Source organism: Streptomyces sp. NPDC056527, from assembly GCF_042794475.1.
Lineage (GTDB): Bacteria > Actinomycetota > Actinomycetes > Streptomycetales > Streptomycetaceae > Streptomyces.
On the sequence record NZ_JBHTTQ010000108.1, the window covers coordinates 1 to 24108 of the forward strand.

A 24108-nucleotide genomic window follows, 5' to 3' on the forward strand; every position below is an offset into this window, starting at 1 on the left:
GGGGTGGGGCCCGCGGGCCCCACCCCCTCCGCCTCACCTCGCGAGGGCCCGCTTCAGACGCAGCGCGCGGCGGGCGAGCCGGCGGACCTGGGGGTGGCGCGGGACCGGCAGGCCGCCCGGGAGGCCCAGGACGGTGAGCCGGCGGCGGGTGAAGTAGTGCCGGGTCCGCTCGGCGAGCGGCCCCGACAGATGACGCGCCGCGGCACCCCGCAGATCCACCCGGACCTTGGGCTGCATCGCGAACCCGACCGCCGCGACCAGACCCGCCAGCGCCTCGTCGCCCAGCGCCTCGGGCGTGTCGCCCTCCAGATCCGGGACGAGCGCGTCGACGAGGGTGAGCGGTACGCGGTTGCTGTTCTGGTACGGGCTCAGCCGGTCCAGGACCGTCCGGGTGCCGACCCTGGCCACCGGGATCCCGTAGAAGGCCCGCGCCGTCATCAGCGCCGTCGAGAAGCAGCCGACCACCAGCGCGGGCCGCACCTCCCGGTACAGGACCTCCGCCAGCACCGGCCGGTCGAGCACGGTCAGTTCGGCACCGAGCGCCTCCGCCTCCCCGGCCAGCCTCCGCGTCCAGGCGTCCGGCGCCGTCGGATGCGGCTTGAAGACGAGCCTGCGGTGCCCGCGGGCGATCGCGCCACGCACCATGCGTACGTGCAGCTCCTCCTCCTCGGCCGGGGTGAGCAGCGAGAGCGCCGCCAGGTACTGGCCGAGCAGCAGTGCGGGGCCGTCCTCCTCGGCGGCGGAGTCCGCCAGCTCTGCGACCACCTTCGTGAAGGCCTCCGCCGGCACCACCTCGGCCGTCGCCCCGAACTCGGCGAGCAGCAGCGGCGCGAGCCCGGGCACCAGGTCGAGATGGAGCAGCCGGCGCACCCGCTCGCCGACCAGCGGGTCGATCTTGTTGCGGGTCGGGCCGTAGCTCATCAGCCCGTCGGCGTACACGTCCAGCGGAGCCTCGGAGAACAGCCGGGCGATCGTCAGGGCCGGCGCGACCTGCACCGACTCCACGACCAGTTCGACCCGGTCGTCACCGAGCCCCCACAGCAGCCGCAGATGGCGCTCCAGCATCGGCAGGTCGTCCGCCCGGGGCGTCCAGCCGGAGGGGTGAAGCGGGGAGATCGCCTCGTTCCACGACAGCACGCCGTCGAACCGGCCACGCAGCCGCTCGAAGCCGGGCATCTCGTCCAGCGCCGGTGTCGTCTCCGGCACCGCCGCGTTGTTGCCGACCAGCAGCAGACGCCGGTCGGCCGGGCCGAAGCATCCACTGTCCAGGGCGGCGGCCAGCGTCGTCGCGCCGTAGAGCGTCGACGCGTAGAAGATCTGGGTGGTCCTCACGCGGCGGCCTCCGTGGCCGAAGGGGCGGGCAGGGAGTTCACGCCCACGCGGCGTCGCCGCAGCTTGCGCAGCACGGCCGCCCGCTGCTCGTCCATCGAGCCCAGCGCGTCACCGAGCACGTCCTGCGGCATCCGCCGCAGAGCGGCCGCGCTCATCGAACGCAATTTCTTCGCCACGGCCGGTTCGAATCGTTCGATCGACGAAATGTGGTGCGAAATGAGAGCGCAATAGGTGCGGACAGCCTTGGGGAGAAGCTGTTCCGCGTCCACGTCTTTCACCGTTTCCTCGATCACCTGGTCGAAAGCGCGGATGAAATCCAGCTGCCGTACATCTCCTATCTGCGTGAGCGAGGTGGAGACCCCGCGCCGGTAGAAGATCCCCAGCGTGCTGACGGCGGCGAAGGAATCCGCCTCCCGGTGCAGCTTCCAGATCCAGGGCCGGTCCTCCGCCGTCCGCAGCCCGGGCGTGAAGTGCAGCAGTCCGCGGTCGAGCAGCCGCCGGTGGTACATCCCGGCCCAGGCGTACGGATAGTCCACCGAGGTCGTCCGGTCGGCGGGCAGGATCGCGTCGCGCGGGCGCAGTACCTCGCCGCGCCGCCCGACGGGAGACCGGCGGACCGAGCGGTTCCGCCCCGTGCACACCACATGGTCGGTGCGGAGGAAGTCGCAGTCCAGCTCGTCCATGGCCGTCACCAGCCGGGCGAAATGGCCGGGCGCGAGCCAGTCGTCCCCGTCGAGGAAGGCGAGGTACCGCCCACGGGCCGCGTCGAGTCCGGTGTTGCGTGCGGTGGCCAGCCCCTCGTTCTGCGCGTGTCTGACGAGGACCGCGCCCGGTACCTCGCGCGTCGCCCGTTCGAGGAGCTCCGGGGTCCCGTCCGTCGAACAGTCGTCGACAAGAAGGAACTCGAAGTCCTCACGGGCGTTCGCACGCAGGCTTGTGAGGGTGTCGGGGGCATATGTCTGCACGTTGTAGAACGGCACGACGACGGAGAGCTTGACCACCCGGCCGACGCTAGGCGCCGCCCCGGCATTCGTTCTGACCGACAGAGAGATGTTCGGTGAACACGAAGAGGCGGGCGCATTAACCACCCCCGATCCCGTCCATTTTCAGAAGCGGGAAGGGCTCTGTTCACCGTTTGTTGTGGCCCAGTTGGGCCGCGAATCGGAATGCCTCTCTAGCGTCCTCGACGTGCCAGCAAGTACCAAAGAAGCGGTACGCGTCGCCGTACTCGCCGACTCCGACACCCGGTGGAAATGGGGTGCGCTCACCGCGCGCCGCATCGCGGCCTCCGAGCCCACCGGTTTCGTCCTGCGCGGCCGGGCCACGCCCACCGCGCGCCAACTCGCCGAGACCGGGGTGTCCACGACGCCCCCGCGCGAGGTGACGGGCGCGGAGTTCCTCCGAGAGGTCAGGGACGGGGCGTACGACCTCGTCGTGCTCTCCCTCGTCGGCGGCACGGTCCGCGCGGTCCTCCAGGGGATCGCCGACCTGGGTCTGGAACGCCGACCGGTGATCGTCACCGGCTATGTCGGCGTCGTCTACGAGAAGCTCGCCGACGGGCTGCTCCTGCGCCACGGCGCGGACGTCGTCCTCGCCAACTCCCGCCACGACGCCGAGCGTTTCCGCGCCGTGTACGAAGGAGTGGGCGCCGACGCCTCCTCGGTGGTGGAGGCCGCGCTGCCGTTCCTCGGCGGCGCGCCCTACGCCCCCGAGGCCGGCCGGGACACCCTCGTCTTCGCCGCCCAGCCCTCCGTACCCGTCACCCGCGCCGACCGTACGTATCTGCTCCGCAGGCTCGTCGAGCACGCCAGGCTGCACCCGGGGCGCGAGGTCCTGCTCAAGCTCCGCTCCAAGCCCGGCGAGCACACCACGCACCTGGAGGAGTTGCCGTACCAGAGGCTGGTGCGCGATCTGGACCCCCCGCCCAACTTCCGCCTGGTGTACGGGCACATGGGCGAGGTCCTGGACCGCACCGACCTGCTGGTCACCGTCTCGTCGACAGCCGCGCTCGAAGCGCTCCACCGGCGGATCCCCACGGCGATCCTCACCGACATGGGCGTGCGCGAGGTCCTCGGCAACCACCACTTCATCGGCTCGGGGCTGCTGACCTCCTTCGACCGGCTCGACAAGGACGTGCGCCCGGAGCCGGACGAGGAATGGCTCTCGCGGCAGGGCGTCGCCGCCGGGGGGTCGTACGAGAAGGCCTTCGACGCGGCCCGTGACCGGGTCGCGGATCTGCTCGCCGGGCCCGCGCTGCCCCCGATCACCCCCTACTACACAGCGGAGACGGCCCCCGGCTACCTGCCCGGGATCCTCGCCCGCCACCGCCTCGACGTGACCGCGCCGGAGACCCGCGACAGCGGGCTGCGCCGGATCGTCCGGGAGGCGGCGCGGGGCGCGTACCGCCACGGCGTCCAGCGCGTGGCCCCCGTCATCCGCCGCCTTGGAGAACTCTGATGACCACGACCGTGCTTGCCGTCATCCCGGCGCGGGGCGGCTCCAAGGGCGTCCCCGCCAAGAACCTCGCCCCGGTGGCGGGGCTCCCGCTGGTCTCCCGTGCCGTCCGCGCCTGCCTCGGCGCCCGACTGGTCACCGACGTCCTCGTCTCCACGGACGACGCGGCCATCGCCGCCGCCGCCCGCGCAACGGGCGCGGAGGCGGTCCACCGCCCGGCGGCCCTCGCCGGCGACACGGCGACCAGCGAGTCGGCCGTCCTGCACGCGATGGACGCCTTCGAGGCCACTCACGGCCGCCGTGTCGACGTGGTCCTCCTCGTCCAGTGCACCAGCCCCTTCCTCACGTCGGAGGAGGTCAACGGCACCGCCGAGAAGATCACCGCTGGCGGCGCCGACACGGCCTTCACCGCGGCCCCGACCCACGGCTTCCTGTGGCGCGAGGGCACGGACGGCGGCCACGGCGTGAACCACGACAAGGCGCACCGCCCCCGCCGGCAGGACCGCGAGGCCGAGTACCTGGAGACCGGCGCCGTCTACGCGATGGACGCCGAGGGCTTCCGCACGCACGGACACCGCTTCTTCGGCCACACCGCGCTCGTCGTCACCGACCCCGCCCGGGTCCTGGAGATCGACGACCCGCACGACCTCGCCCGTGCCCGTGCGCTCGCGCCGCTGCTCGACACGCCCGTGGCCCCCCGCTTCGACGAAGTCGACGCCGTCGTCCTCGACTTCGACGGCACCCAGACCGACGACCGGGTCCATCTCGATTCCGAGGGACACGAGTTCGTCTCCGCACATCGCGGCGACGGTCTCGGCATCGCCGCCCTGCGGCGTGCCGGAATGCCCGTCCTGATCCTCTCCACGGAGCAGAACGCCGTCGTCGCCGCCCGCGCCCGCAAGCTCGACGTCCCCGTCCTGCACGGCATCGACCGCAAGGACCTCGCCCTCAAGCAGTGGTGCGAGGAACAGGGCGTCGACCCGCAGCGCGTCCTCTACGCCGGCAACGACGTCAACGACCTTCCGTGCTTCCACCTCGTCGGCTGGCCCGTCGCGGTGGCGAGCGCCCACGACTCCGTACGGGCCGCCGCCCGTGCGGTGACCCTCACCCCCGGTGGCTCCGGAGCCGTCCGCGAGATCGCGGCGTGGCTTCTCGGACCCGAGCTCGACACCCCCAACTCGTAAGGAACGTCAGGAACATGAACACGCGCACTCGTACGTTCGGCAGCAAGTCCGCCGGCCCGGGCCACGCCGTCTACGTCACCGGCGAGATCGGCATCAACCACAACGGCGAGCTCGAGAACGCCATCGCGCTCATCGACGTCGCCGCCGACGCAGGCTGCGACGCCGTGAAGTTCCAGAAGCGCACGCCGGAGATCTGCACCCCGCGCGACCAGTGGGACATCGAGCGGGACACCCCCTGGGGCCGGATGACCTACATCGACTACCGCCACCGCGTGGAGTTCGGCGAGGACGAGTACCGCGCCATCGACGAGCACTGCAGGAAGCGCGGAATCGACTGGTTCGCCTCCCCGTGGGACACCGAGGCCGTCGCCTTCCTGGAGAAGTTCGACGTCCCGGCCCACAAGGTCGCCTCCGCCTCCCTCACCGACGACGAGCTGCTGCGCGCCCTGCGCGAGACCGGTCGCACGGTCATCCTGTCGACGGGCATGTCCACCCCGAAGCAGATCCGCCACGCGGTCGAGGTCCTCGGCTCGGACAACATCCTGCTCTGCCACGCGACGTCCACGTACCCGGCGAAGGCCGAGGAGCTCAACCTCCGCGTGATCAACACGCTGAAGGAGGAGTACCCGAACGTCCCGATCGGCTACTCCGGCCACGAGACCGGTCTCCAGACCACGCTGGCCGCCGTCGCGCTCGGCGCCACGTTCGTCGAGCGTCACATCACGCTCGACCGCGCCATGTGGGGCTCCGACCAGGCCGCCTCGGTCGAGCCGCAGGGCCTGCAGCGCCTGGTCCGCGACATCCGCACCATCGAGACCGCGCTCGGCGACGGCGTCAAGAAGGTCTACGAGTCGGAGCTCGGCCCGATGAAGAAGCTCCGCCGGGTCCAGGGGCTCGTCGCCGCATGAGCGGCCGGCTGGCGTTCGTCGAGAGCCCGGTCCAGCTCCTGAACGTCCTGGAGTGGGCACACGCCCAGTCGCCCGCCGCCGGGGCCCCCACGGCCCCCGGCGGCCGGGGCCCCGACGGGCCCCGGCCCGGCGTGGGCCCGGCACCGGCGCCGTCCGTCGTGCCCACGACGGGGGGTGGGGAGGCCGCGGCCGACCTCACCCTCGTCGTCCTCTCGCCGACCGACCCCATGTCGCGCGGCCAGCTGCGCCGGATGGCCCAGCTGGCCCGTGACGAGGGGTTCACCGTCCGCTGGCAGGAGGCCCGCGACGGCCGTGGCTCGCTCGCCCGTACGCTGCGGGACCTCGCCCCGCTGCTGCGGGCGGCGGAGCGGGTGATCGTCGGGGACCCCTTCTCCCGCTACGTCCAGCTTCTGCTCACCCTCTTCGCCCCGAAGCAGCTGACCGTCGTCGACGACGGCACCGCCACCATGGAGTACGCCGCCCAACTGGCCCGTGGCGAACGGCTGGTGCGCTGGCACCGGCGCGGCAGCGGCAGAGGCCCGCGCGAACTCGTGCTCGCCCCGGTCTCTGCCGCGGCCCGGCGCAAGCTGGCCCCCACGCGTCGCCGAGCGGTCGAGATCTTCACCTCGCTCCCGGTCGAACCGCCGCCGGGCACCACCGTCACCGCCAACACCTTCGCCTGGACCCGGGCCCGCTTCGGCCCGCCCCGTCTGACCCGGGGCTCCGACCTGGTCGGGACCTCGCTGGTGGAGACGGGCGTCATCGACGCGGACCGGTACACACGGGCCGTCGCCGACCTCGCGGCCACCCACGGCGCCACCCGCTACTTCGCCCACCGCCGCGAGAGCGCGGAGAAGCTGCACCGGATCGCGGTGGAGACCGGCCTGGAGATCGTCCGGCCCGATCTGCCGCTGGAGCTGATCGCCCGCCGCGGCCCGATCGGCCGCACGGTGGTCAGCTTTCCCTCGACGGTCGTCCACACCCTCCCGCTGGCCCTCGCGGGCACGGGCGTGAAGGTGGCGGTCTGCGAGATCGCCCCGGAGTGGCTGAAGGCGAACGCCTCCCCCCGGGCCCAGGGCTTCCTGGCCGGAGTCGCGGGCACGGCCGCCTTCGAGGTGGACCGGCTCACGGCGCGCGCCACCCCTACGGCGGAACGGTTCGAATTCGGGTGAGCTTACCCACAAGGGGTGGTCGTCATGCCTCGTGAACCCGGTTTCTTTCCCCTAACGGGCTGAAGTTTTCGTGATCAACGGGCAGTTGATCTCTGAAGGGGCCTACCCTTCAAAAGGTGAACCAGTTGAAGTCCCGTGAGCCCGGCTCCGTCGCTCTGCCCGGAACGCTGTCCGAACCCCTGCGCACCGAACTGATCGTGTTCCGCAGGGACTTGCACATGCACCCCGAGCTCGGCAACCAGGAGTTCCGTACCACCGCTGCGCTCAAGGCCCGCCTGGAGGCGGCCGGACTCGCGCCTCAGGTGCTGGCCACCGGTACCGGGCTCATCTGTGACATCGGCACCTGGGACAGAGGACGTCCCATGCTGGCCATTCGCGCCGACATCGACGCGCTGCCCATCCCGGACGTCAAGACCGTCTCGTACCGCTCCACCGTGCCCAATCGCGCCCACGCGTGTGGCCACGACGTCCACACCACCGCCGTCCTCGGCGCGGGACTCGTGCTCGCCGAGCTCGACCGGAAGGGGCTGCTGCCCCAGGCCGTGCGGCTGATCTTCCAGCCCGCCGAAGAGGTGCTGCCCGGCGGCGCCGCCGACACCATCGAGTCCGGGGTCCTGGACGGCGTCGGCCGGATCATCGCGGTCCACTGCGACCCGAAGGTGGACGCGGGCCGCATCGGACTGCGCCCCGGCCCCATCACCTCCGCCTGCGACCGGCTCGAGGTCACCCTCGACGGCCCCGGCGGCCACACGGCCCGCCCGCACCTCACCACCGACCTGGTCACCGCCGCCGCCCGGATCGCCACCGACGTCCCGGCCCTGCTGGCCCGACGGGTGGACGCCCGTTCCGGGCTCGCGGTCACCTGGGGCCGTATCGAGGCCGGCCACGCCTGCAACGTCATCCCGCAGCACGCCGAGCTCTCCGGCACCGTCCGCTGCCTCGACCTGCCCAGCTGGCGCGACGCCCCCGACCTGGTGCACGCGGCGATCGACGAGATCGCCACCCTCCACCGCGCCAAGTCGACCATCAACTACGTCCGAGGCGTCCCCCCGGTCGTGAACGATCCGGTCATCACCGAACTGCTCCGTGACGCGATGACCGCCCGCCGCGGACCGTATGCGATCGAGGACACCGAGCAGAGCCTCGGCGGCGAGGACTTCTCCTGGTACCTGGAGCACGTCCCGGGCGCGATGGCACGGCTGGGCACCCGCACCCCGGGCGACACGACACGCCGTGACCTCCACGCGGGCGACTTCGATGTGGACGAGCGGGCCATCGCCGTGGGGGTCGAGCTCTTCACGGCCGCCGCCCTGATCGACGGAACCCCGAAGCACTGACGGCGGAGGGGGCGACCGCGCCCCCTCCGCCGTTCGGATCGACACGGCGCGGAGTGTCGCGGAACCTCCGCTCCGAGTGACGTGCCGGGGTGTATAACCGGTCGTGCCGGGGCGGCCGGTCTCGATCGTTCCCTTGGCTCGTTCGCGACGATCCGATAACGACTCATGAACGGGTCTTTAACTGACATCTACGCGCGTTACGATCCACGCGAAACCAGCGCCGGAAGAGGCGCTTTCGGTCAGTCTCGAAGGGACCCTCCTCTTGCGCCGGGTATCCAAGATCGTTTCCGCGTCCGCAGTGACCGCGGCCCTCGCTCTCACCGCCACCGCTTGCGGTGAGTCGTCCACCGAGTCCGGTTCCGACTCGGACACCATCAAGGTCGGCATGGCCTACGACGTCGGCGGCCGTGGCGACAACTCGTTCAACGACTCCGCCGCCCGTGGCCTCGACAAGGCCAAGGCCGACCTCGGTGTCGAGACCAAGGAGCTCACCGCCAAGACCGGTGAGACCCCGGCCGACCGCGAGCAGCGCCTCACGTCCCTGGCCGAGGGTGGCTTCAACCCCGTCATCGGTGTCGGCTTCGCCTACAAGGACGCCATCGACAAGGTCGCCGCGAAGTTCCCGAAGACCACCTTCGGCCTGGTCGACTCGGTCTCCGACGTGAAGAACGTCGACTCGATCGTCTTCACCGAGGAGCAGGGCTCGTACCTCGCCGGTGTCGCGGCCGCCCTCAAGTCCAAGGACGGCAAGATCGGCTTCATCGGCGGTGTCGACACCCCGCTGATCAAGAAGTTCGCCGCCGGCTTCCAGCAGGGCGTCAAGGACACCAAGCCGGACGCCTCGGTCACGATCCAGTACCTGTCCACCGGTACGGACTTCTCCGGCTTCGGTGCCCCGGACAAGGGCAAGGCCGCCGCCAAGGGCATGCTCGACAAGGGCATCGACGTCATCTACGCCGCCGCGGGTGGCTCCGGTGCCGGTGCCATCGAGGCCGTCGCCGCCAAGCCGGGCACTTGGGCGATCGGTGTCGACTCGGACCAGGCCAAGGACCCGGCCCTGTCCAAGTACGCCGGATCGATCATGACCTCGATGGTCAAGAACGTCGACACCGGTGTCTTCGAGCTCATCAAGTCCGTCCAGGACGGTAAGCCGTCGACCGGCACGCACGTCTACTCGCTGGCCGAGAACGGTGTCTCCCTGACCACCACCGGTGGCCACCTCGCCGACATCCAGGCCAAGCTGGACGAGGCCAAGAAGAAGATCATCGACGGTCAGATCAAGGTCAACACGACCCTCTGACGCACGTCGGAGGGGGCCCGGAGAGCGGCTTCGGCCGACACTCCGGGCCCCCTTCACACGTCTGCCCGCGGGCAGTTGAACGATTTTCCAAAAGCTACGCGCGTAGCGTGCGCCGTACAGGGTATTTTTCGCCACCGACAGCGCCTGCGCACCGGCCTCATCCCCTCCTCACGCTCCCTGCCTAGGAGAGTGCGTCATCAAAGCCTCCAGCCCCAGCAGTCCCAACGCCGTAGAACTCCGCGGCATCACCAAGCGTTTCCCCGGAGTCGTGGCCAACCACGACATCGACATCACCGTGCGCCGCGGCACCGTGCACGCCCTCGTGGGCGAGAACGGCGCGGGCAAGTCGACCCTGATGAAGATCCTCTACGGCATGCAGAAGCCGGACGAGGGCACCATCACGGTCGACGGCGAGCTGGTGACCTTCAACAATCCCGGAGACGCCATCGTCCGCGGTGTCGGCATGGTGCACCAGCACTTCATGCTCGCGGACAACCTCACCGTCCTCGAGAACGTCGTCCTCGGCTCCGAGAAGCTGTACGGCATCGGCGACAAGGCCCGCGCCAAGATCAAGGAGATCTCCGACGCGTACGGCCTCGGCGTCCGCCCGAACGCCCTCATGGAGGACCTCGGTGTGGCCGACCGTCAGCGCGTGGAGATCCTCAAGGTCCTCTACCGCGGCGCCCGCACCCTGATCCTCGACGAGCCGACCGCCGTGCTCGTCCCGCAGGAGGTCGACGCGCTCTTCGACAACCTGCGCGAGCTCAAGGCCGAGGGCCTCACGGTCATCTTCATCTCGCACAAGCTGGGCGAGGTCCTGTCGGTCGCCGACGAGATCACGGTCATCCGACGCGGCACCACGGTCGGCACCGCCGACCCGAAGCACACCACGACCAAGCAGCTCGCCGAGCTGATGGTCGGCGCCGAACTGCCCTCGCCGGAGACCCGCGAGTCGACGGTCACGGACGTGCCGATGCTGACGGTCCAGGACCTGTCGCTGAGCGCCGTCGACCCCGACGGCGTGGTCCGCGCGGTCCTCGGCGGCATCACCTTCACCATCCACAAGGGTGAGGTGCTCGGCATCGCCGGTGTCGAGGGCAACGGCCAGTCCGAACTCGTCGACACGATCATGGGCATGCGCAACGCCGACCAGGGTGTCGTGACCCTCGACGGCGCCGACATCTCCTCCGCCCCGACGCGCAAGCGGCGCGAGGACGGCATCGGCTGCATCCCCGAGGACCGCCACCGGCACGGTCTGCTCCTGGAGGCCCCCCTCTGGGAGAACCGCATCCTCGGCCACGTCACCGAGAAGCCCAACTCCAAGGGCGCCATCCTCGACCTCAAGGCCGCCCGCAAGGACACCGAGCGGATCGTCCGCGAGTACGACGTCCGTACCCCCGGCATCGAGGTCACCGCGGCCTCCCTCTCCGGCGGCAACCAGCAGAAGCTGATCGTCGGCCGCGAGATGAGCCACGATCCCAAGCTGCTGATCGCCGCGCACCCCACCCGGGGCGTGGACGTCGGCGCGCAGGCGCAGATCTGGGACCAGATCCGTGCGGCTCGCCGCGAGGGCCTGGCGGTCCTGTTGATCTCCGCCGACCTGGACGAGCTGATCGGCCTCTCCGACACCCTGCGCGTGATGTACCGCGGCCGGCTCGTCGCGGACGCCGACCCGGCGACCATCACGCCGGAGGAGCTGGGCTCGGCCATGACCGGCGCCGCCGCCGGCCACCTTGAGCACCCCGAGAGCCCTGAGGGCACCGACGGCCCGGAGGACGAGGCCCGATGAAGAAGTTCGACAAGGAGCGGCTGCTCCTCGGCATCGCGGCACCGCTGCTCGCGATCGTCGCCGCCTTCCTGATCACCGCCCTGGTGCTCGCGGCCACCGGCAAGGAGCCGTTCAGCGCCTTCGGCATCATGTTCGACTACGGCATCAAGTCGGACAGCCAGGTCTACATCATCAACAAGGCGACGACGTACTACCTGGCGGGCATCGCGGTGGCCATCGGCTTCCGCATGAACCTGTTCAACATCGGTGTCGACGGCCAGTACCGTCTCGCGGCCTTCTTCGCCGCCGCCGTCGGCGGGGCGCTGACCCTGCCGGGCATCGTCCAGATCCCGCTGATCATCATCACCGCGATGATCGTCGGCGCCATGTGGGCGGGCATCGCCGGTGTCCTCAAGACCACCCGGGGTGTCAGCGAGGTCGTCTCGACGATCATGCTGAACTTCATCGCGACCGCGATCATCGGATACCTGCTCCAGCCCGGCCGCCTCGGCCACCTGGACGCGGCCGGCACCAAGGTCGCCACGACCCCGCTGCCGGAGTCCTCGCACTTCTTCGAGTTCCCGACCACGCCGACCCCGATCTACGGCTTCGTCGTGGTCGCGGCCATCGCGGGCGTCGGCTACTGGTTCACGCTCTCCCGCACCCGCTTCGGCTTCGACCTGCGCACCGTCGGCCAGTCCGACACGGCCGCCGCGGCCAGCGGTGTCAACGTGAAGCGGATGGTCGTCACCTCCATGCTGATCTCCGGCGCCATGGCCGGTCTGATCGGTATGCCGACGCTGCTCAACGACTCGTACGAGTTCGGCGGCGACTTCCCCGTCGGCATCGGGTTCACCGGTATCGCCATCGCCCTGCTCGGCCGCAACCACCCGATCGGCATCGCGCTCGCCGCGATCCTCTGGGGCTTCCTGGAGCGCGGCGGCCAGCAGCTGGAGTTCGAGGACTACGACAGGGAGATCGTCGGCGTCATGCAGGGCGTCATCGTCCTCTGCGTCGTCATCGCCTACGAGGTCGTCCGCCGCTACGGCGTCAAGCGCCAGCAGCGTCAGGTCGGCGAGAAGCTCGCTGCCCAGGCCCGTTCCAACAACACGACGGAGGTGTCGGCGTGACCGCCACGGCGACTTCCACCCCGCCGCCCGCCGCGCCCAAGGCGGCCGGCGGCAAGGGCGGCCGCACCCGCCTCTCGCTCCCCTGGATCCTGCTGATCGTCGCGGGCGGGCTCATCGCCCTCTCCGCCGTCCGGGCCATCACCGGCGCGCAGGACCTCACCTCGGCCGGCCAGATCAGCGCCGCGCTCTCGCTCGCCGTACCGATCGGCCTCGCCGGTCTCGGCGGTCTGTGGGCCGAGCGCGCGGGCGTGGTCAACATCGGCCTCGAAGGCATGATGATCCTCGGCACCTTCTTCGGTGCCTGGGCCGGCTGGCAGACCAGCCCCTGGCTCGGCATCCTCGCCGGCATCGTGGGCGGCATGCTCGGCGGTCTGCTGCACGCGGTCGCCACCGTCACCTTCGGTGTGGACCACATCATCTCCGGTATCGCGATCAACATCCTCGCGGTCGGCTTCACCACGTACTTCGCCAAGCTGTGGTTCAACAGCGGCGAGGCCGCGGCCAAGGGCGGCAGCCCGAAGCAGTCCCCGCCGGCCGAGGAGATCACCTCGGTCACGATCCCCGGTCTGTCCGACTGGCTGGCCGACATCGAGAAGCACCACTGGTTCCTGATCTCGGACATCGCCGGCATCCTCGGCGGCCTCGTCACCAACGTCTCGGTGGTGACGATCATCGCCGTACTGCTGGTGATCGGTACGTTCTTCGTGCTGTGGAAGACCGCGTTCGGTCTGCGCCTGCGCTCCTGCGGTGAGAACCCGATCGCCGCCGAGTCCCTCGGCGTCAACGTCTACAAGTACAAGTACATCGCCGTGATCGTCTCCGGCGGTCTCGCCGGCCTCGGTGGCGCGTTCCTGTCGCTGGTCACCTCGCACATCTACAACGAGGGCCAGACCGGTGGCCGTGGCTACATCGGCCTCGCGGCGATGATCTTCGGCAACTGGCGGCCGGGCGGTCTGGCGATGGGCGCGGGCCTGTTCGGCTTCGCCGACGCCCTCCAGCTGCGCAGCGGCGGCGAGTCCGTGCACGCGCTGCTCCTGCTGCTCTTCGCCGTGCTCGTGGCGATCGCCGCGTGGAAGGCGTACAAGAAGCGCTGGATCACCTCGTCGATCGCCACCGTCATCGGTGTCGGCGTGCTGATCTGGTACCTGGGCACGGAGACGGTCCCGGTCGAGTTCGTCAGCGCCACGCCGTACGTGGTCACGCTGCTGGTGCTGTCGCTCTCCGCGCAGCGTCTGCGGATGCCCAAGGCGGACGGCATGCGCTACCGCAAGGGCGAGGGCAAGTGACGCCCGCCGCCCAGGAGCCGGACTGGGAGGCCCTCCGGGAGGCCGCGCGGGACGCCATGTCCCGGGCGTACGCCCCGTACTCGGGCTACCCGGTCGGCGCCGCCGCGCTCGTCGACGACGGGCGGGTGGTCTCCGGCTGCAACGTGGAGAACGCCTCGTACGGCCTCGGGCTGTGCGCGGAGTGCGGGCTCGTCTCGCAGCTCCAGGCGACCGGCGGCGGCCGGCTGACCCACTTCGTCTGCGTCGACGGCCTGGGCGGCCCGCTGGTGCCGTGCGGACGGTGCCGGCAGCTGCTGTACGAGTTCGGCGGCCCCGAACTCGTCGTGGAGACCCCGGAGGGGCTCCTGACGCTGGCCGAGATGCTGCCGCAGGCGTTCGGCCCCGAGCACCTCGCCAAGTAGGACCTCGGAGCGGCCCTTCCGGCACGATGGGAAGGGCCGCTCCTCCTTTCCCCTCTATGCGCGTAGAAAGAGGCACCACATGGACGTCATCTCCGTCATCCGCACCAAGCGGGACAAGGGCGAGCTGAGCCCCGAGCAGATCGACTGGGTCATCGACGCCTACACCCGTGGCGAGGTCGCGGACGAGCAGATGTCGGCCCTGGCCATGGCGATCCTGCTCAACGGCATGAACCGCGGCGAGATCGCCCGCTGGACCGCGGCGATGATCGCCAGCGGCGAGCGCATGGACTTCTCGTCCCTCTCCCGCCCGACCTCCGACAAGCACTCCACCGGTGGTGTCGGCGACAAGATCACCCTTCCGCTCGCGCCGCTCGTCGCCGCCTGCGGCGCGGCCGTGCCGCAGCTGTCGGGCCGGGGCCTCGGCCACACCGGTGGCACGCTCGACAAGCTGGAGTCCATCCCGGGCTGGCGCGCGCTCCTGTCCAACGAGGAGATGCTGCACGTCCTGGACACCACCGGCGCGGTCATCTGCGCGGCCGGCGACGGCCTGGCCCCCGCCGACAAGAAGCTCTACGCCCTGCGCGACGTGACGGGCACGGTCGAGGCGATCCCGCTGATCGCGTCCTCGATCATGTCGAAGAAGATCGCCGAGGGCACCGGCTCGCTCGTCCTGGACGTCAAGGTCGGCACCGGCGCCTTCATGAAGAACATCGAGGACGCGCGGGAGCTGGCCTCGACGATGGTCGGCCTCGGCACGGACAGCGGTGTGAAGACGGTCGCCCTGCTCACCGACATGTCCACCCCGCTCGGCCTCACGGCCGGCAACGCCCTGGAGATCCGCGAGTCCGTCGAGGTCCTGGCGGGCGGTGGTCCGGCGGACGTCGTCGAGCTGACGATCGCGCTGGCGCGGGAGATGCTCGACGCGGCGGGGATCAAGGACGCGGACCCGGCGAAGGCGCTGGCGGACGGTTCGGCGATGGACGTCTGGCGCCGCATGATCGCGGCCCAGGGCGGCGACCCGGACGCGGCCCTCCCGATCGCCCGCGAGACGCAGGTCGTCACCGCCCCGTCCTCGGGCGTGCTGACCCGCCTCGACGCCTACGACATCGGCATCGCCGCCTGGCGCCTCGGCGCCGGCCGCGCCCGCAAGGAGGACCCGGTCCAGGCCGGCGCCGGCGTCGAGCTCCACGCCAAGCCGGGCGACACGGTCACGGCGGGCCAGCCGCTGGTCACCCTGCACACGGACACCCCGGAGAAGTTCGACTACGCGCTGAAGTCCCTGGACGGCGCCTGGGACATCGCCCCGGAGGGTACGGCGTTCACCCCGAACCCGATCGTCCTGGACCGCATCGCCTGATCCTTCGATCATTCATGGCATATGCCGATGGCACCTTCGAGTGAACGGGGCCGGTGGACCGCCACCGGCCCCGTTCGGCATGCTGGGATCGGTGACGCACCGAAAGAGGAGACCGCCATGAGCGCACTCACCGTCGACCACTCGTCCCACGGGAACGGGTGGGACGGCCTCGTCCGGATCTGGGAGGAAACGGACGCACCCGAGGGCTGCAAGGTGGAGATCATCGAGGGGATCGTCACCGTGTCACCGCAGCCGTCCAATAACCACAACGACATCGCCGACGAGATCCACCGGGCGCTGTACACGGCCGTTCCCAGGGACTGGGGCGTCTACCAGACGCTCGGCGCCGCGGTTCCCTCCCGGAGCGGGCTGTACATCCCCGATCTGGCCGTCGTGCCGAAGGCGGTCCTGCGAGGCGAGGACGGAGGCTTTGTCCCGGCGGCCGGGGCGGAGCTGGTCGTCGAGATCACGTCGGTCTCGAACGCGAGCCACGACCGCCTCACGAAGGCCGCCGGATACGCGCAGGCCGGTGTGCCGCTGTATCTCCTCGTGGACTCCTTCGCTCCCGGCGGGCCTACTGTCACCCTCTACGGCGAGCCGAAGGATGCCGTCTACCGGGTCCTGCGCGCGGTGAAGTTCGGCGAGGAGCTCCACCTCCCGGCCCCCTTCGACCTCACCCTCGACACCAGCGCCTTCCCGGAGGACTAGCAGCCCGCCGCAGCCGCCGCCAGCAGCCCCGCCAGCTCGCGCATGTCGTCGAAGACCACCGTCTCCGCGCCCGTCAGCCGGTCCGCCCGGGTCAGGCCCCCGCAGTAGCCGAAGGCCCGCATCCCCGCGGCGCGGGCCGCCTGGACCCCGTACGGGCTGTCCTCGACCACCGCGCAGCGCTCCGGCGGGACTCCCATGGAGGCCGCCGCGTGGAGGAAGAGATCAGGGGCGGGCTTGCCGCGCGTGACGTCTCGCGCGCTGAAGATCCGGCCCTCGAAGCGGTCCAGCAGGCCCACCCGCGTCAGGTTCCTGCGGATCGAGGCGTGGCTGCCGTTCGACGCCAGGCAGAAGGGCACGTCCAGCGCGTCGAGCACGTCCGTCACGCCGTCGACCACCGTCAGTTCCGCGTCCAGGGCCTCGTCGTACAGGTGCTTGTAGGCCGCGTGCCAGTCCGGCTCCAGGGGGCGTCCGAGACGCTCCTCGAGGATCGCCGTGAGCATCTCGGTCGACGAGCCGACGAACTGATCGACGACCTCGGCCTCGGTGAACTCCGCTCCGAGAAGTGCGAAGACCTCTCGGTCCACCCGGCAGTAGACGCGCTCGCTGTCCACGAGGACGCCGTCACAGTCGAAGATCACCAATTCCGTCATGGGCCGCACCCTAGGCGCTCCGATGAGTTCCGGCCGTGGCGGGGGTCTCCCAGATGTGGACACCAGTCAACCGCTCGTTCTGACCCTCGCCGCCCGGGCCACCCCCGACGAGCTCGCCCGGCTGTGCGCCGTGCTCGAAGGGGTGCCGCCCACCGACGTGGTCTGTGACCTCGGCGGGCTCACCCATGCCGATCTCGCCGCCGTGGACGCCCTCGCCCGGCTGAAGCTCGCCGCCGGGCGCCTCGGGCATCGGCTGCGGTTCCGGGGCGCCGGCGGCGAGTTGCGGCTGCTGCTGGATCTGGTCGGCCTCGCCGACCTCGTATGACTACGCCTCCAACCGCTCCGGCAGGTCGAAGAGCGGGAACCAGCGCTTGGTGTCCAGGAAGAAGTCCATTCCGCCCACCTTGCCGTCCCGCAGCTCCAGGACGATCAGCGCCCACGGGCTGTAGCCGCCCTCGGGGTCCGGGTGGTACTGCGCGAACGCCGGCGAGCCGTTCGCCACGGTCGGCAGCAGCTTCGAGCCCGAGCAGACCTCGCCGACCCCGAGCATCCAGCCCACGATGTCGTCGTGTCCCCGCAGCCACAGGTCGTACGGCGGCATGGACATCGTCGCGTCCTCGTGCAGGAGCGCCGTCAGCGCCTTCATGTCGTACCCCTCGAAGGCGGCGACATAGCGCTCCAGGAGCTGCTTCTGCTCCTCGTCCAAGGGGTCCGCGGTGTCCGAGACCGCCGGTTCGTTCTCCGCGATCGTGGCGCGCGCCCGCTGGAGCGCGCTGTTCACCGAGGCGACCGTGGTGTCGAGCAGCTCCGCGACCTCGCTCGCCTTCCAGGCCAGCACCTCGCGCAGGATCAGCACGGCCCGCTGCTTGGGCGGAAGGTGCTGCAGCGCGGCGACGAACGCGAGCCGTACGGTCTCGCGGGACACCGCCGTGTCCGCGGGGTCGGCCACCGACGGCAGCACCCGGCCGTCCGGCACCGGCTCCAGCCAGGTGATCTCCGGCCGGGCGTTCAGCTGCGCCTGCGCGACCGGTGTCGCGGCGGTCAGATCCATCGGCCGGGCCCGTCTGTTGCCCGCGTTCAGCGAGTCGAGGCAGACGTTGGTCGCGATGCGGTACAGCCAGGAGCGCAGCGACGAGCGTCCCTCGAAGGAGTCGATGGACCGCCAGGCGCGGACCATCGTGTCCTGCACGGCGTCCTCGGCCTCGAACGAGGAGCCGAGCATCCGGTAGCAGTAACCGGTCAGCTCCGTGCGGTACTTCTCGAGCTCGGAGTTCCGGTCCGCGGTCGCCAGGTCAGTCATGCAGGTCCACCCCACTCGCCCCTCACCGGCACCGGTGCTGTGCCGATGAGGGGAAGCTACCGCAGCCCACTGACAGCCGGGGTCAGGTTCCGGGCTTCCGCCCGTAGACGTACACGTCGTCGCCGTTCCTGAGCAGGTTCCAGTACGCCTTCGCATCGGCCGGACGCATGTTCACGCACCCGCCGGAACCCGGCGGGTTCCACATGGACTTGGTGGTGGAGTGGAACGCCTGCCCGCCGTCGAAGAACTGCGAGTACGGCATGGATACGTGGTAGATCGTCGACCAGTGGTTGATGTTGCGCCAGTAGATCCGCTTGAGGCCGGTGCGGGTCTCGGTCCCGTCCTTGCCCGTACGGACGGGCACCGGGCCGTACTTCAGCCGCGAGCCGTCCTGGATCCAGGTCAGCTGGCGCGTCAGGTCGACGCAGGCGATCCGGCCCTTGTTGGTCGGGCACTTCCCGGCCGCGTTCGGGTTCTTCCCGGCCGCCTTCTGCGCCAGCATCGTGGACATCGTCCGCCAGGTCAGCGGACCGGCGTACCCCTGTGTCGGGGTGATGCCGTGCGTGCGCTGGAACGCCTGGATCGCCTTGCAGTCGGCGAGCGACTGCCGCCCGTCCACCGTCCGCCCCAGGAACTTCTCCACCTGCTTCTGGTACGGCCCCGTCGTCACGTTGCACGAGGCCGCCTGCGCCGGTGCCGCACCGAGGGCGACCGTCAGCGGCACCACCATGGAGGTGATGCCGAGGGCGGCCAGGGCACGCGCTTGAATCCGGTTCATGATCACCAACTCCCCCTAGAGTCCTAAGACTTAGGACGATCGGGGGAGCGGTGCGGTTGTACGGATCCGGGACGGATTCAGTGAGCCGTGCGGAGCCGGGGGCAGCGGGCCTCGGCGCGGGCCGCCACCCGCGCGCTGTGGCTGCCGTAGAGCGTGATCGACACGACGCCGAGGACCGCGATCAGGCCGAGGAGGACCGTGCCGGCCCAGCCGCCGGAGTGGAAGGCGATCGCGCCGAGCGTGCCACCCGCGCTGCTGCCCAGGTAGTACGCGGACTGGTAGAGCGCCGACGCCTGCGCGCGGCCGGTCTTGGCCGTACGGCTCACCGAGGAGGAGGCGACCGCGTGCCCGGCGAAGAAGCCGGCCGTGATCAGGACCAGGCCGAGCAGGACGGCGGCGAGGTCGTCGGCGAGCGAGAGCAGCAGGCCCGCCGCGGTCGTGCCGACGGCCAGGTAGAGAGCCCCGCGCCGGCCGAGACGGCCGACCAGCTTCCCGGCGGCGGCCGAGGAGACCGTACCGACGAGGTAGACCAGGAAGATCGAGCCGACCACGCCCTGCGGGAGCGAGAACGGGGCCTCGACCAGGCGGTAGCCGATCACGGTGTACACCGCGCCGAACACCGTCATGAACAGCGCGCCGATCGCGTACAGGCGCATCAGCAGCGGGTCGGCGAGGTGGGTGCGGACCGTCTTCGCCAGTGCCTTCGGGTTCAGCGAACCGGGCGTGAAGTGACGGGCCTTGGGGAGCAGCAGACGGAAGACGACCGCGCAGGCCACCGCCATCAGACCGACCGCGAGGAGTCCCGCGCGCCAGCCCCACATCTGGGACGCCCAGCCGGTGACGATCCGGCCGCTCATGCCACCGATCGAGTTGCCCGCGACGAACAGACCGATCGCGGCGACCAGCGCCTTCGGCCGCACCTCCTCGGCGAGGAACGCCATGGCGGAGGCGGGCAGACCCGCGAGCGCCGCGCCCTGGACCGCGCGCAGGGCGATCAGCCACTCGAGGTTCGGGGCGAAGGGGACGAGGAGTCCGACGATCACCGCGACGGCGAGCGACCACGTCATCATCGTGCGCCGCCCGAGGCGCTCGGAGAGCGCGCTCAGCGGGAGGACGAGGAGGGCGAGCGCGCCGGTGGCGGCGGAGACCGTCCAGGAGGCCGCGGAGGCGGTGGCGCCGAACTCCGCCGAGATCGCGGGGAGGAGGGCCTGGGTGGAGTAGAGGAGAGCGAAGGTGGCGAGTCCGGCGGCGAAGAGGGCGAAGCTCATGCGGCGGTAGCCGGAGGCACCGGGAGTGAGGCGGGTGTCGGCGGCCGTGCTGGTGGCGGCCGCCTTGGTACTGGCGGAAGGCATGTCTCGAACGTAGGACGATTCATTTCATGCGTCCAATGCACGGAACTGCTGTAATCGTTCCCATGGTGCATGAGTACAGGTCACAGGGTCGGCTGTCACCGAGTAGTTACGAAGAAGACATGGGGCTGGTGCTCGCGCCCCGGCTCGCGTACTTCGCGGCGGTGGCCCGGCACGAGCATGTGACCAGGGCGGCGGCCGAGATGGGGGTGCCGCAGTCGACGCTGTCGCGGGCGATGGTCCGGCTGGAACAGGACCTCGGGGTGGCACTCTTCGCCCGCAAGGGCCGCACGGTCTCGCTCACCCCGGCCGGCCGCACCTTCTACGCTTCAGCCGAGCGGGCGCTCGCCGAGGTGGAGCGGGCGGCCGACTCCGTACGGGCGGACGCGGACCCGGCGGCGGGGCGGGTCGCCTTCGGGTTCCTGCACACCATGGGCTCCGAGACCGTCCCCGGACTCATCCGCGCCTTCCGGGTCGACCACCCCCGGGTCCGCTTCACCCTCGTGCAGAACTACGGCGAGGCGATGATCGAGCGGCTGCGGGCCGGGGACCTGGACCTGTGCCTGACCTCGCCCGTGCCCGACGCCCCGGACCTGGTCGCCCGCCGCATCGACGAACAGCGGCTGCGGCTCGTGGTCCCCGACGACCACCGGCTCGCCTCGCGCAAGCGGGTGCGCCTCGCGGAGGCCGCCGAGGAGACGTTCGTGACCCTGGAGCCCGGTTACGGGCTGCGCCGCATCACCGACGACCTGTGCGCCGAGGCCGGGTTCACGCCGCGCGTCGCCTTCGAGGGCGAGGAGGCCGAGACCCTGCGCGGCCTGGTCGCGGCCGGTCTCGGCGTCGCCCTGCTGCCTCCGCCGGCCGTCCCGCGCCCCGGCGTCGTCGAGCTGACGGTGACGGCCCCGCGCGCGGTCCGCGAGATCGGCGTGGCCTGGCTGGACGGCCACCCCGACACCGCGCCGGTGGCGGCCTTCAAGAAGTTCCTGCTGAGCAAGCGGGGCAGCCTGCTGCCCGACTGACCCTGCCGGAACCCACGGAGCCGTGGCGCTCCCCGCCCCTAGCGGCGCGGACCGCGCCCGAACCCCACCGCCAGGGGCATCCGCAGGCCCAGCGGGGGCGGGGCCGCCAGCGCGTCGGCGACCGGGCGGGCATAGGGGTGGGTGAAGAGCGAGCCGAGGACGAAGTCCGTGGCCAGGGCGCGGACTTCGTCGTGGTACTGGCGCAGCGCGTGGCCGTCCGAGTGGACCTCGAAGCGGCAGGTGTCGCGGTTCGACTTCTTCACCCGCTCCGCGAGCCGGTACGACAGCTCCGGATCCGTCCGGGCGTCGTTCGTGCCGTGCGCGATCAGCACCCGGCGCCCCACCAGCTGGCGCACCGGCTCGGGCTCCGCCGCCACGTCGTCCTCCGGCAGCCAGGGTGCCAGCGCGAGCACCGCGTCGACCGCCGTGTGCCCGGCCGCCCGCAGCGCGGCCCGCGCGCCCATCCCGTGTCCCACGAGGCAGACCGGGACGTCGCCGTAGCGCCGCACCGCCTCCGCCACCGCCCAGGACGCGTCCGCGGCCAACTGGGCGTCCGTACCGTTCCAGCCGCGCCCCCGATAGCGCACCACGTGCACCACCAGACCGTCCGCGCGCCCCGCCGCGGCCAGCCGCCGCCCCAGTGGCAGCAGCGCCGCATGGGCCCGGACCGAAGCGCCCCGCGCCGATGTCACCACCCCGTCCGGAAGAAGCAGGACCACACCGCCCACCGCCGTACCGGGGTGCGATGCGCCGACGGGCCGTCCGAGCCGGGGTGTCCGGCTGCCGGCAGTCCCTACGAGTGCGGAGTGCGCCATGGCAGAACAGTCTCAGAAGCCGAGGTGTACGCCATCCGTACGCGCGGTCACTGTTACGTATCGACAAGCGAGTTGAGGAGGGGCGCTCTACGCGCGTAGGGGCTAGAGTGCGGCAATGACGAGCCAGATCCCCAACGTCCCCACCGCGGACCAGATCCGCCGCGCCCCGAAGGTGCTCCTCCACGACCACCTCGACGGCGGACTGCGTCCCGGCACGATCATCGACCTCGCCCTCCAGCAGGGCTACGACAACCTCCCCGAGACCGAACCCGACAAGCTCGGCATCTGGTTCCGCGAGGCCGCCGACTCCGGCTCGCTGGAGCGCTATCTGGAGACCTTCGCACACACCTGCGCCGTCATGCAGACCCGCGAGGCCCTCTTCAGGGTCGCCGCCGAGTGCGCGGTCGACCTCGCGGAGGACGGCGTCGTCTACGCGGAGGTGCGCTACGCCCCCGAGCAGCATCTGGAGGCCGGGCTCACCCTGGAGGAGGTCGTCGAGGCCGTCAACGAGGGCTTCCGCGAGGGCGAGCGGCAGGCCAGGGCGAGCGGCCACCGCATCCGCGTCGGCGCACTGCTCACCGCGATGCGGCACGCCGCCCGCGCCCTGGAGATCGCCGAACTCGCCAACCGCTACCGCGACTCCGGTGTCGTCGGCTTCGACATCGCGGGTGCCGAGGCCGGATACCCGCCCACTCGGCACCTCGACGCCTTCGAGTACCTGAAGCGCGAGAACAACCACTTCACCATCCACGCCGGCGAGGCCTTCGGGCTGCCGTCCATCTGGCAGGCCCTGCAGTGGTGCGGCGCCGACCGGCTGGGGCACGGCGTCCGCATCATCGACGACATCGAGGTCGCCGAGGACGGCTCGGTGGCGCTCGGCCGCCTCGCCGCGTACGTACGGGACAAGCGGATCCCGCTGGAGATGTGCCCGACCTCCAACCTCCAGACCGGCGCCGCGGCCTCCATCGCGGAACACCCCATCGGTCTGCTCCGCAAACTGCACTTCCGGGCGACCGTCAACACCGACAATCGCCTGATGAGCGGTACGAGCATGAGCCGGGAATTCGAGCTGCTGGTCGAGGCGTTCGGATACACGCTCGACGACATGGCGTGGTTCTCGGTCAATGCGATGAAATCAGCGTTCATTCCTTTCGATGAACGCCTCGCGATGATCAATGACGTGATCAAGCCCGGATATGCCGAGCTGAAGTCCGAATGGCTGTTCCAGCAGACCGCTGCGACCAGTGGTTCTTCCGCTCGGGCGGAGTGAGGGCGGATCGAGGAAGGGCTCCGCACGCGGAGTCGGGGCGGCCGGGGGCGTGACCTCCGGCCGCTTTCCGGTGTTTGCTCGGGTGTCAAGCGAATGGCTAGTTTGCAAAGCCGCTCTGCATTCCCCGCTGAACCCTGCTTTCCCCGAAGATCCAAGATCCCCAAGATCCTCAAGGATGATTCTCTGATGAAGCAGTCTGCCGCCAAGACGCTCGGTGTCGCCGCTCTCGGTGCCGCTTTCGCCGCTGCCGCCGCCGGCACGGCCGCCGCGGCATCGCCGCTGCCCGCCGCCCCCGACGCGCTCGGCCTGGTCACCCAGACCGTGCCGCTGGGCGACGGCCTCACCGAGCTCCCCGACGGCGCCGCCGAGTCCCTCCTGGGCGGCCAGGCCGCCGTCGACCAGGGCGTCAAGACCCTCCCGGCCGCCGCCGGCCAGGCCGTCGAGCACGCCCCGCTCGACGGCGCCACCGGTGCGCTCGCCAACACCCCGGTCGGTGGCCTGCTCGGCGGCCTGCCGCTGAACGGTCTGCCGCTCGGCTGATCACGCACACCACCCCACACGCCGATGGGGCGCGTACCCGGACCGGGTAC

23 protein-coding genes are annotated in these 24108 nt (G+C 70.9%); 16 read left to right on the forward strand and 7 right to left on the reverse strand.

The genetic code is table 11. The annotated features are described in order from the left end of the window. Positions 1–33: 33 nt before the first annotated feature. Together ACFQ7Q_RS32135 and ACFQ7Q_RS32140 are read right to left on the reverse strand one after the other, a co-directional pair. Positions 34–1332 (reverse strand): alpha-2,8-polysialyltransferase family protein, encoded by a 1299-nt coding sequence (locus ACFQ7Q_RS32135; RefSeq protein WP_383561323.1) that lies wholly within the window; start codon positions 1330–1332, stop codon positions 34–36. Next, positions 1329–2333 carry a glycosyltransferase family 2 protein gene (locus tag ACFQ7Q_RS32140; RefSeq protein WP_383561325.1) on the reverse strand — a complete coding sequence of 335 codons (1005 nt, stop codon included), beginning with the start codon at positions 2331–2333 and terminating at the stop codon, positions 1329–1331. Before ACFQ7Q_RS32140 ends, ACFQ7Q_RS32135 begins: the two co-directional genes overlap by 4 nt. A 187-nt stretch (positions 2334–2520) precedes the next feature. Between ACFQ7Q_RS32140 and ACFQ7Q_RS32145 the strand changes: the two genes are divergently transcribed. The 12 genes from ACFQ7Q_RS32145 (at position 2521) to ACFQ7Q_RS32200 (ending at position 16337) form a co-directional block, all read left to right on the forward strand. Then, positions 2521–3789 (forward strand): DUF6716 putative glycosyltransferase, encoded by a 1269-nt coding sequence (locus tag ACFQ7Q_RS32145; RefSeq protein WP_383561327.1) that lies wholly within the window; start codon positions 2521–2523, stop codon positions 3787–3789. Then, a complete protein-coding gene (locus ACFQ7Q_RS32150) occupies positions 3789–4970 on the forward strand; it encodes a cytidylyltransferase domain-containing protein (RefSeq protein WP_383561329.1) in 1182 nt (393 codons plus the stop codon). Before ACFQ7Q_RS32145 ends, ACFQ7Q_RS32150 begins: the two co-directional genes overlap by 1 nt. Positions 4971–4984: 14 nt before the next feature. Next, positions 4985–5878, forward strand: coding sequence for an N-acetylneuraminate synthase family protein (locus ACFQ7Q_RS32155; RefSeq protein ID WP_362365432.1), 894 nt, complete (start codon positions 4985–4987; stop codon positions 5876–5878). Beyond that, positions 5875–7050 carry a hypothetical protein gene (locus ACFQ7Q_RS32160; RefSeq protein ID WP_383561331.1) on the forward strand — a complete coding sequence of 392 codons (1176 nt, stop codon included), beginning with the start codon at positions 5875–5877 and terminating at the stop codon, positions 7048–7050. The genes ACFQ7Q_RS32155 and ACFQ7Q_RS32160 overlap by 4 nt, the downstream gene beginning before the upstream one ends. Positions 7051–7166: 116 nt before the next feature. Continuing rightward, positions 7167–8387, forward strand: a complete 1221-nt coding sequence (locus ACFQ7Q_RS32165) for a M20 family metallopeptidase (RefSeq protein WP_383561333.1) — start codon at positions 7167–7169, stop codon at positions 8385–8387. A gap of 262 nt (positions 8388–8649) precedes the next feature. Continuing rightward, the gene (locus ACFQ7Q_RS32170; protein WP_383561335.1) at positions 8650–9687 is read left to right on the forward strand and encodes a BMP family protein; all 1038 of its coding nucleotides are present in this window, start codon (positions 8650–8652) and stop codon (positions 9685–9687) included. A 196-nt stretch (positions 9688–9883) separates the two neighbouring features. Then, positions 9884–11476 carry an ABC transporter ATP-binding protein gene (locus tag ACFQ7Q_RS32175; RefSeq protein ID WP_383561364.1) on the forward strand — a complete coding sequence of 531 codons (1593 nt, stop codon included), beginning with the start codon at positions 9884–9886 and terminating at the stop codon, positions 11474–11476. Next, positions 11473–12585 (forward strand): ABC transporter permease, encoded by a 1113-nt coding sequence (locus ACFQ7Q_RS32180; protein WP_383561337.1) that lies wholly within the window; start codon positions 11473–11475, stop codon positions 12583–12585. Before ACFQ7Q_RS32175 ends, ACFQ7Q_RS32180 begins: the two co-directional genes overlap by 4 nt. Next, positions 12582–13871, forward strand: a complete 1290-nt coding sequence (locus tag ACFQ7Q_RS32185; RefSeq protein WP_383561339.1) for an ABC transporter permease — start codon at positions 12582–12584, stop codon at positions 13869–13871. The genes ACFQ7Q_RS32180 and ACFQ7Q_RS32185 overlap by 4 nt, the downstream gene beginning before the upstream one ends. Beyond that, on the forward strand, positions 13868–14272 hold the full coding sequence (locus tag ACFQ7Q_RS32190) for a cytidine deaminase (RefSeq protein ID WP_383561341.1): 405 nt from the start codon (positions 13868–13870) through the stop codon (positions 14270–14272). The genes ACFQ7Q_RS32185 and ACFQ7Q_RS32190 overlap by 4 nt, the downstream gene beginning before the upstream one ends. A gap of 79 nt (positions 14273–14351) precedes the next feature. After that, the gene (locus ACFQ7Q_RS32195) at positions 14352–15629 is read left to right on the forward strand and encodes a thymidine phosphorylase (protein ID WP_383561343.1); all 1278 of its coding nucleotides are present in this window, start codon (positions 14352–14354) and stop codon (positions 15627–15629) included. A 117-nt stretch (positions 15630–15746) separates the two neighbouring features. Further along, the gene (locus ACFQ7Q_RS32200) at positions 15747–16337 is read left to right on the forward strand and encodes a Uma2 family endonuclease (RefSeq protein WP_383561345.1); all 591 of its coding nucleotides are present in this window, start codon (positions 15747–15749) and stop codon (positions 16335–16337) included. Here ACFQ7Q_RS32200 and ACFQ7Q_RS32205 read toward each other — a convergent pair. After that, positions 16334–16987, reverse strand: coding sequence for an HAD family hydrolase (locus ACFQ7Q_RS32205; protein ID WP_383561347.1), 654 nt, complete (start codon positions 16985–16987; stop codon positions 16334–16336). The two genes, ACFQ7Q_RS32200 and ACFQ7Q_RS32205, sit on opposite strands and share 4 nt — an antisense overlap. A 55-nt stretch (positions 16988–17042) precedes the next feature. Here ACFQ7Q_RS32205 and ACFQ7Q_RS32210 point away from each other — a divergent pair, with 55 nt between their 5' ends. After that, positions 17043–17312, forward strand: a complete 270-nt coding sequence (locus ACFQ7Q_RS32210; protein WP_383561349.1) for an STAS domain-containing protein — start codon at positions 17043–17045, stop codon at positions 17310–17312. Here the strand turns inward: ACFQ7Q_RS32210 and ACFQ7Q_RS32215 are convergent, their stop codons facing one another. The 3 genes from ACFQ7Q_RS32215 to ACFQ7Q_RS32225 form a co-directional block, all read right to left on the reverse strand. Next, positions 17313–18287, reverse strand: a complete 975-nt coding sequence (locus tag ACFQ7Q_RS32215; protein WP_383561351.1) for a sigma-70 family RNA polymerase sigma factor — start codon at positions 18285–18287, stop codon at positions 17313–17315. Positions 18288–18369: 82 nt separating this feature from the next. Then, the gene (locus ACFQ7Q_RS32220; RefSeq protein ID WP_383561366.1) at positions 18370–19017 is read right to left on the reverse strand and encodes a L,D-transpeptidase family protein; all 648 of its coding nucleotides are present in this window, start codon (positions 19015–19017) and stop codon (positions 18370–18372) included. A gap of 125 nt (positions 19018–19142) precedes the next feature. After that, the gene (locus ACFQ7Q_RS32225; RefSeq protein WP_383561353.1) at positions 19143–20417 is read right to left on the reverse strand and encodes an MFS transporter; all 1275 of its coding nucleotides are present in this window, start codon (positions 20415–20417) and stop codon (positions 19143–19145) included. 62 nt (positions 20418–20479) lie between these two features. On the opposite strand from ACFQ7Q_RS32225, the gene ACFQ7Q_RS32230 reads away from it, so the two are divergent. After that, positions 20480–21433, forward strand: coding sequence for a LysR family transcriptional regulator (locus tag ACFQ7Q_RS32230; protein ID WP_383561355.1), 954 nt, complete (start codon positions 20480–20482; stop codon positions 21431–21433). A gap of 38 nt (positions 21434–21471) precedes the next feature. Here ACFQ7Q_RS32230 and ACFQ7Q_RS32235 read toward each other — a convergent pair whose 3' ends face one another. Further along, on the reverse strand, positions 21472–22248 hold the full coding sequence (locus ACFQ7Q_RS32235; RefSeq protein WP_383561358.1) for an alpha/beta hydrolase: 777 nt from the start codon (positions 22246–22248) through the stop codon (positions 21472–21474). A gap of 115 nt (positions 22249–22363) precedes the next feature. Here ACFQ7Q_RS32235 and ACFQ7Q_RS32240 point away from each other — a divergent pair, with 115 nt between their 5' ends. Continuing rightward, the gene (locus ACFQ7Q_RS32240; RefSeq protein WP_383561360.1) at positions 22364–23518 is read left to right on the forward strand and encodes an adenosine deaminase; all 1155 of its coding nucleotides are present in this window, start codon (positions 22364–22366) and stop codon (positions 23516–23518) included. Between the two features lie 186 nt (positions 23519–23704). Next, complete coding sequence (locus ACFQ7Q_RS32245) at positions 23705–24058, forward strand: hypothetical protein (protein ID WP_383561362.1); 354 nt, start codon at positions 23705–23707, stop codon at positions 24056–24058. Positions 24059–24108: the final 50 nt, after the last annotated feature.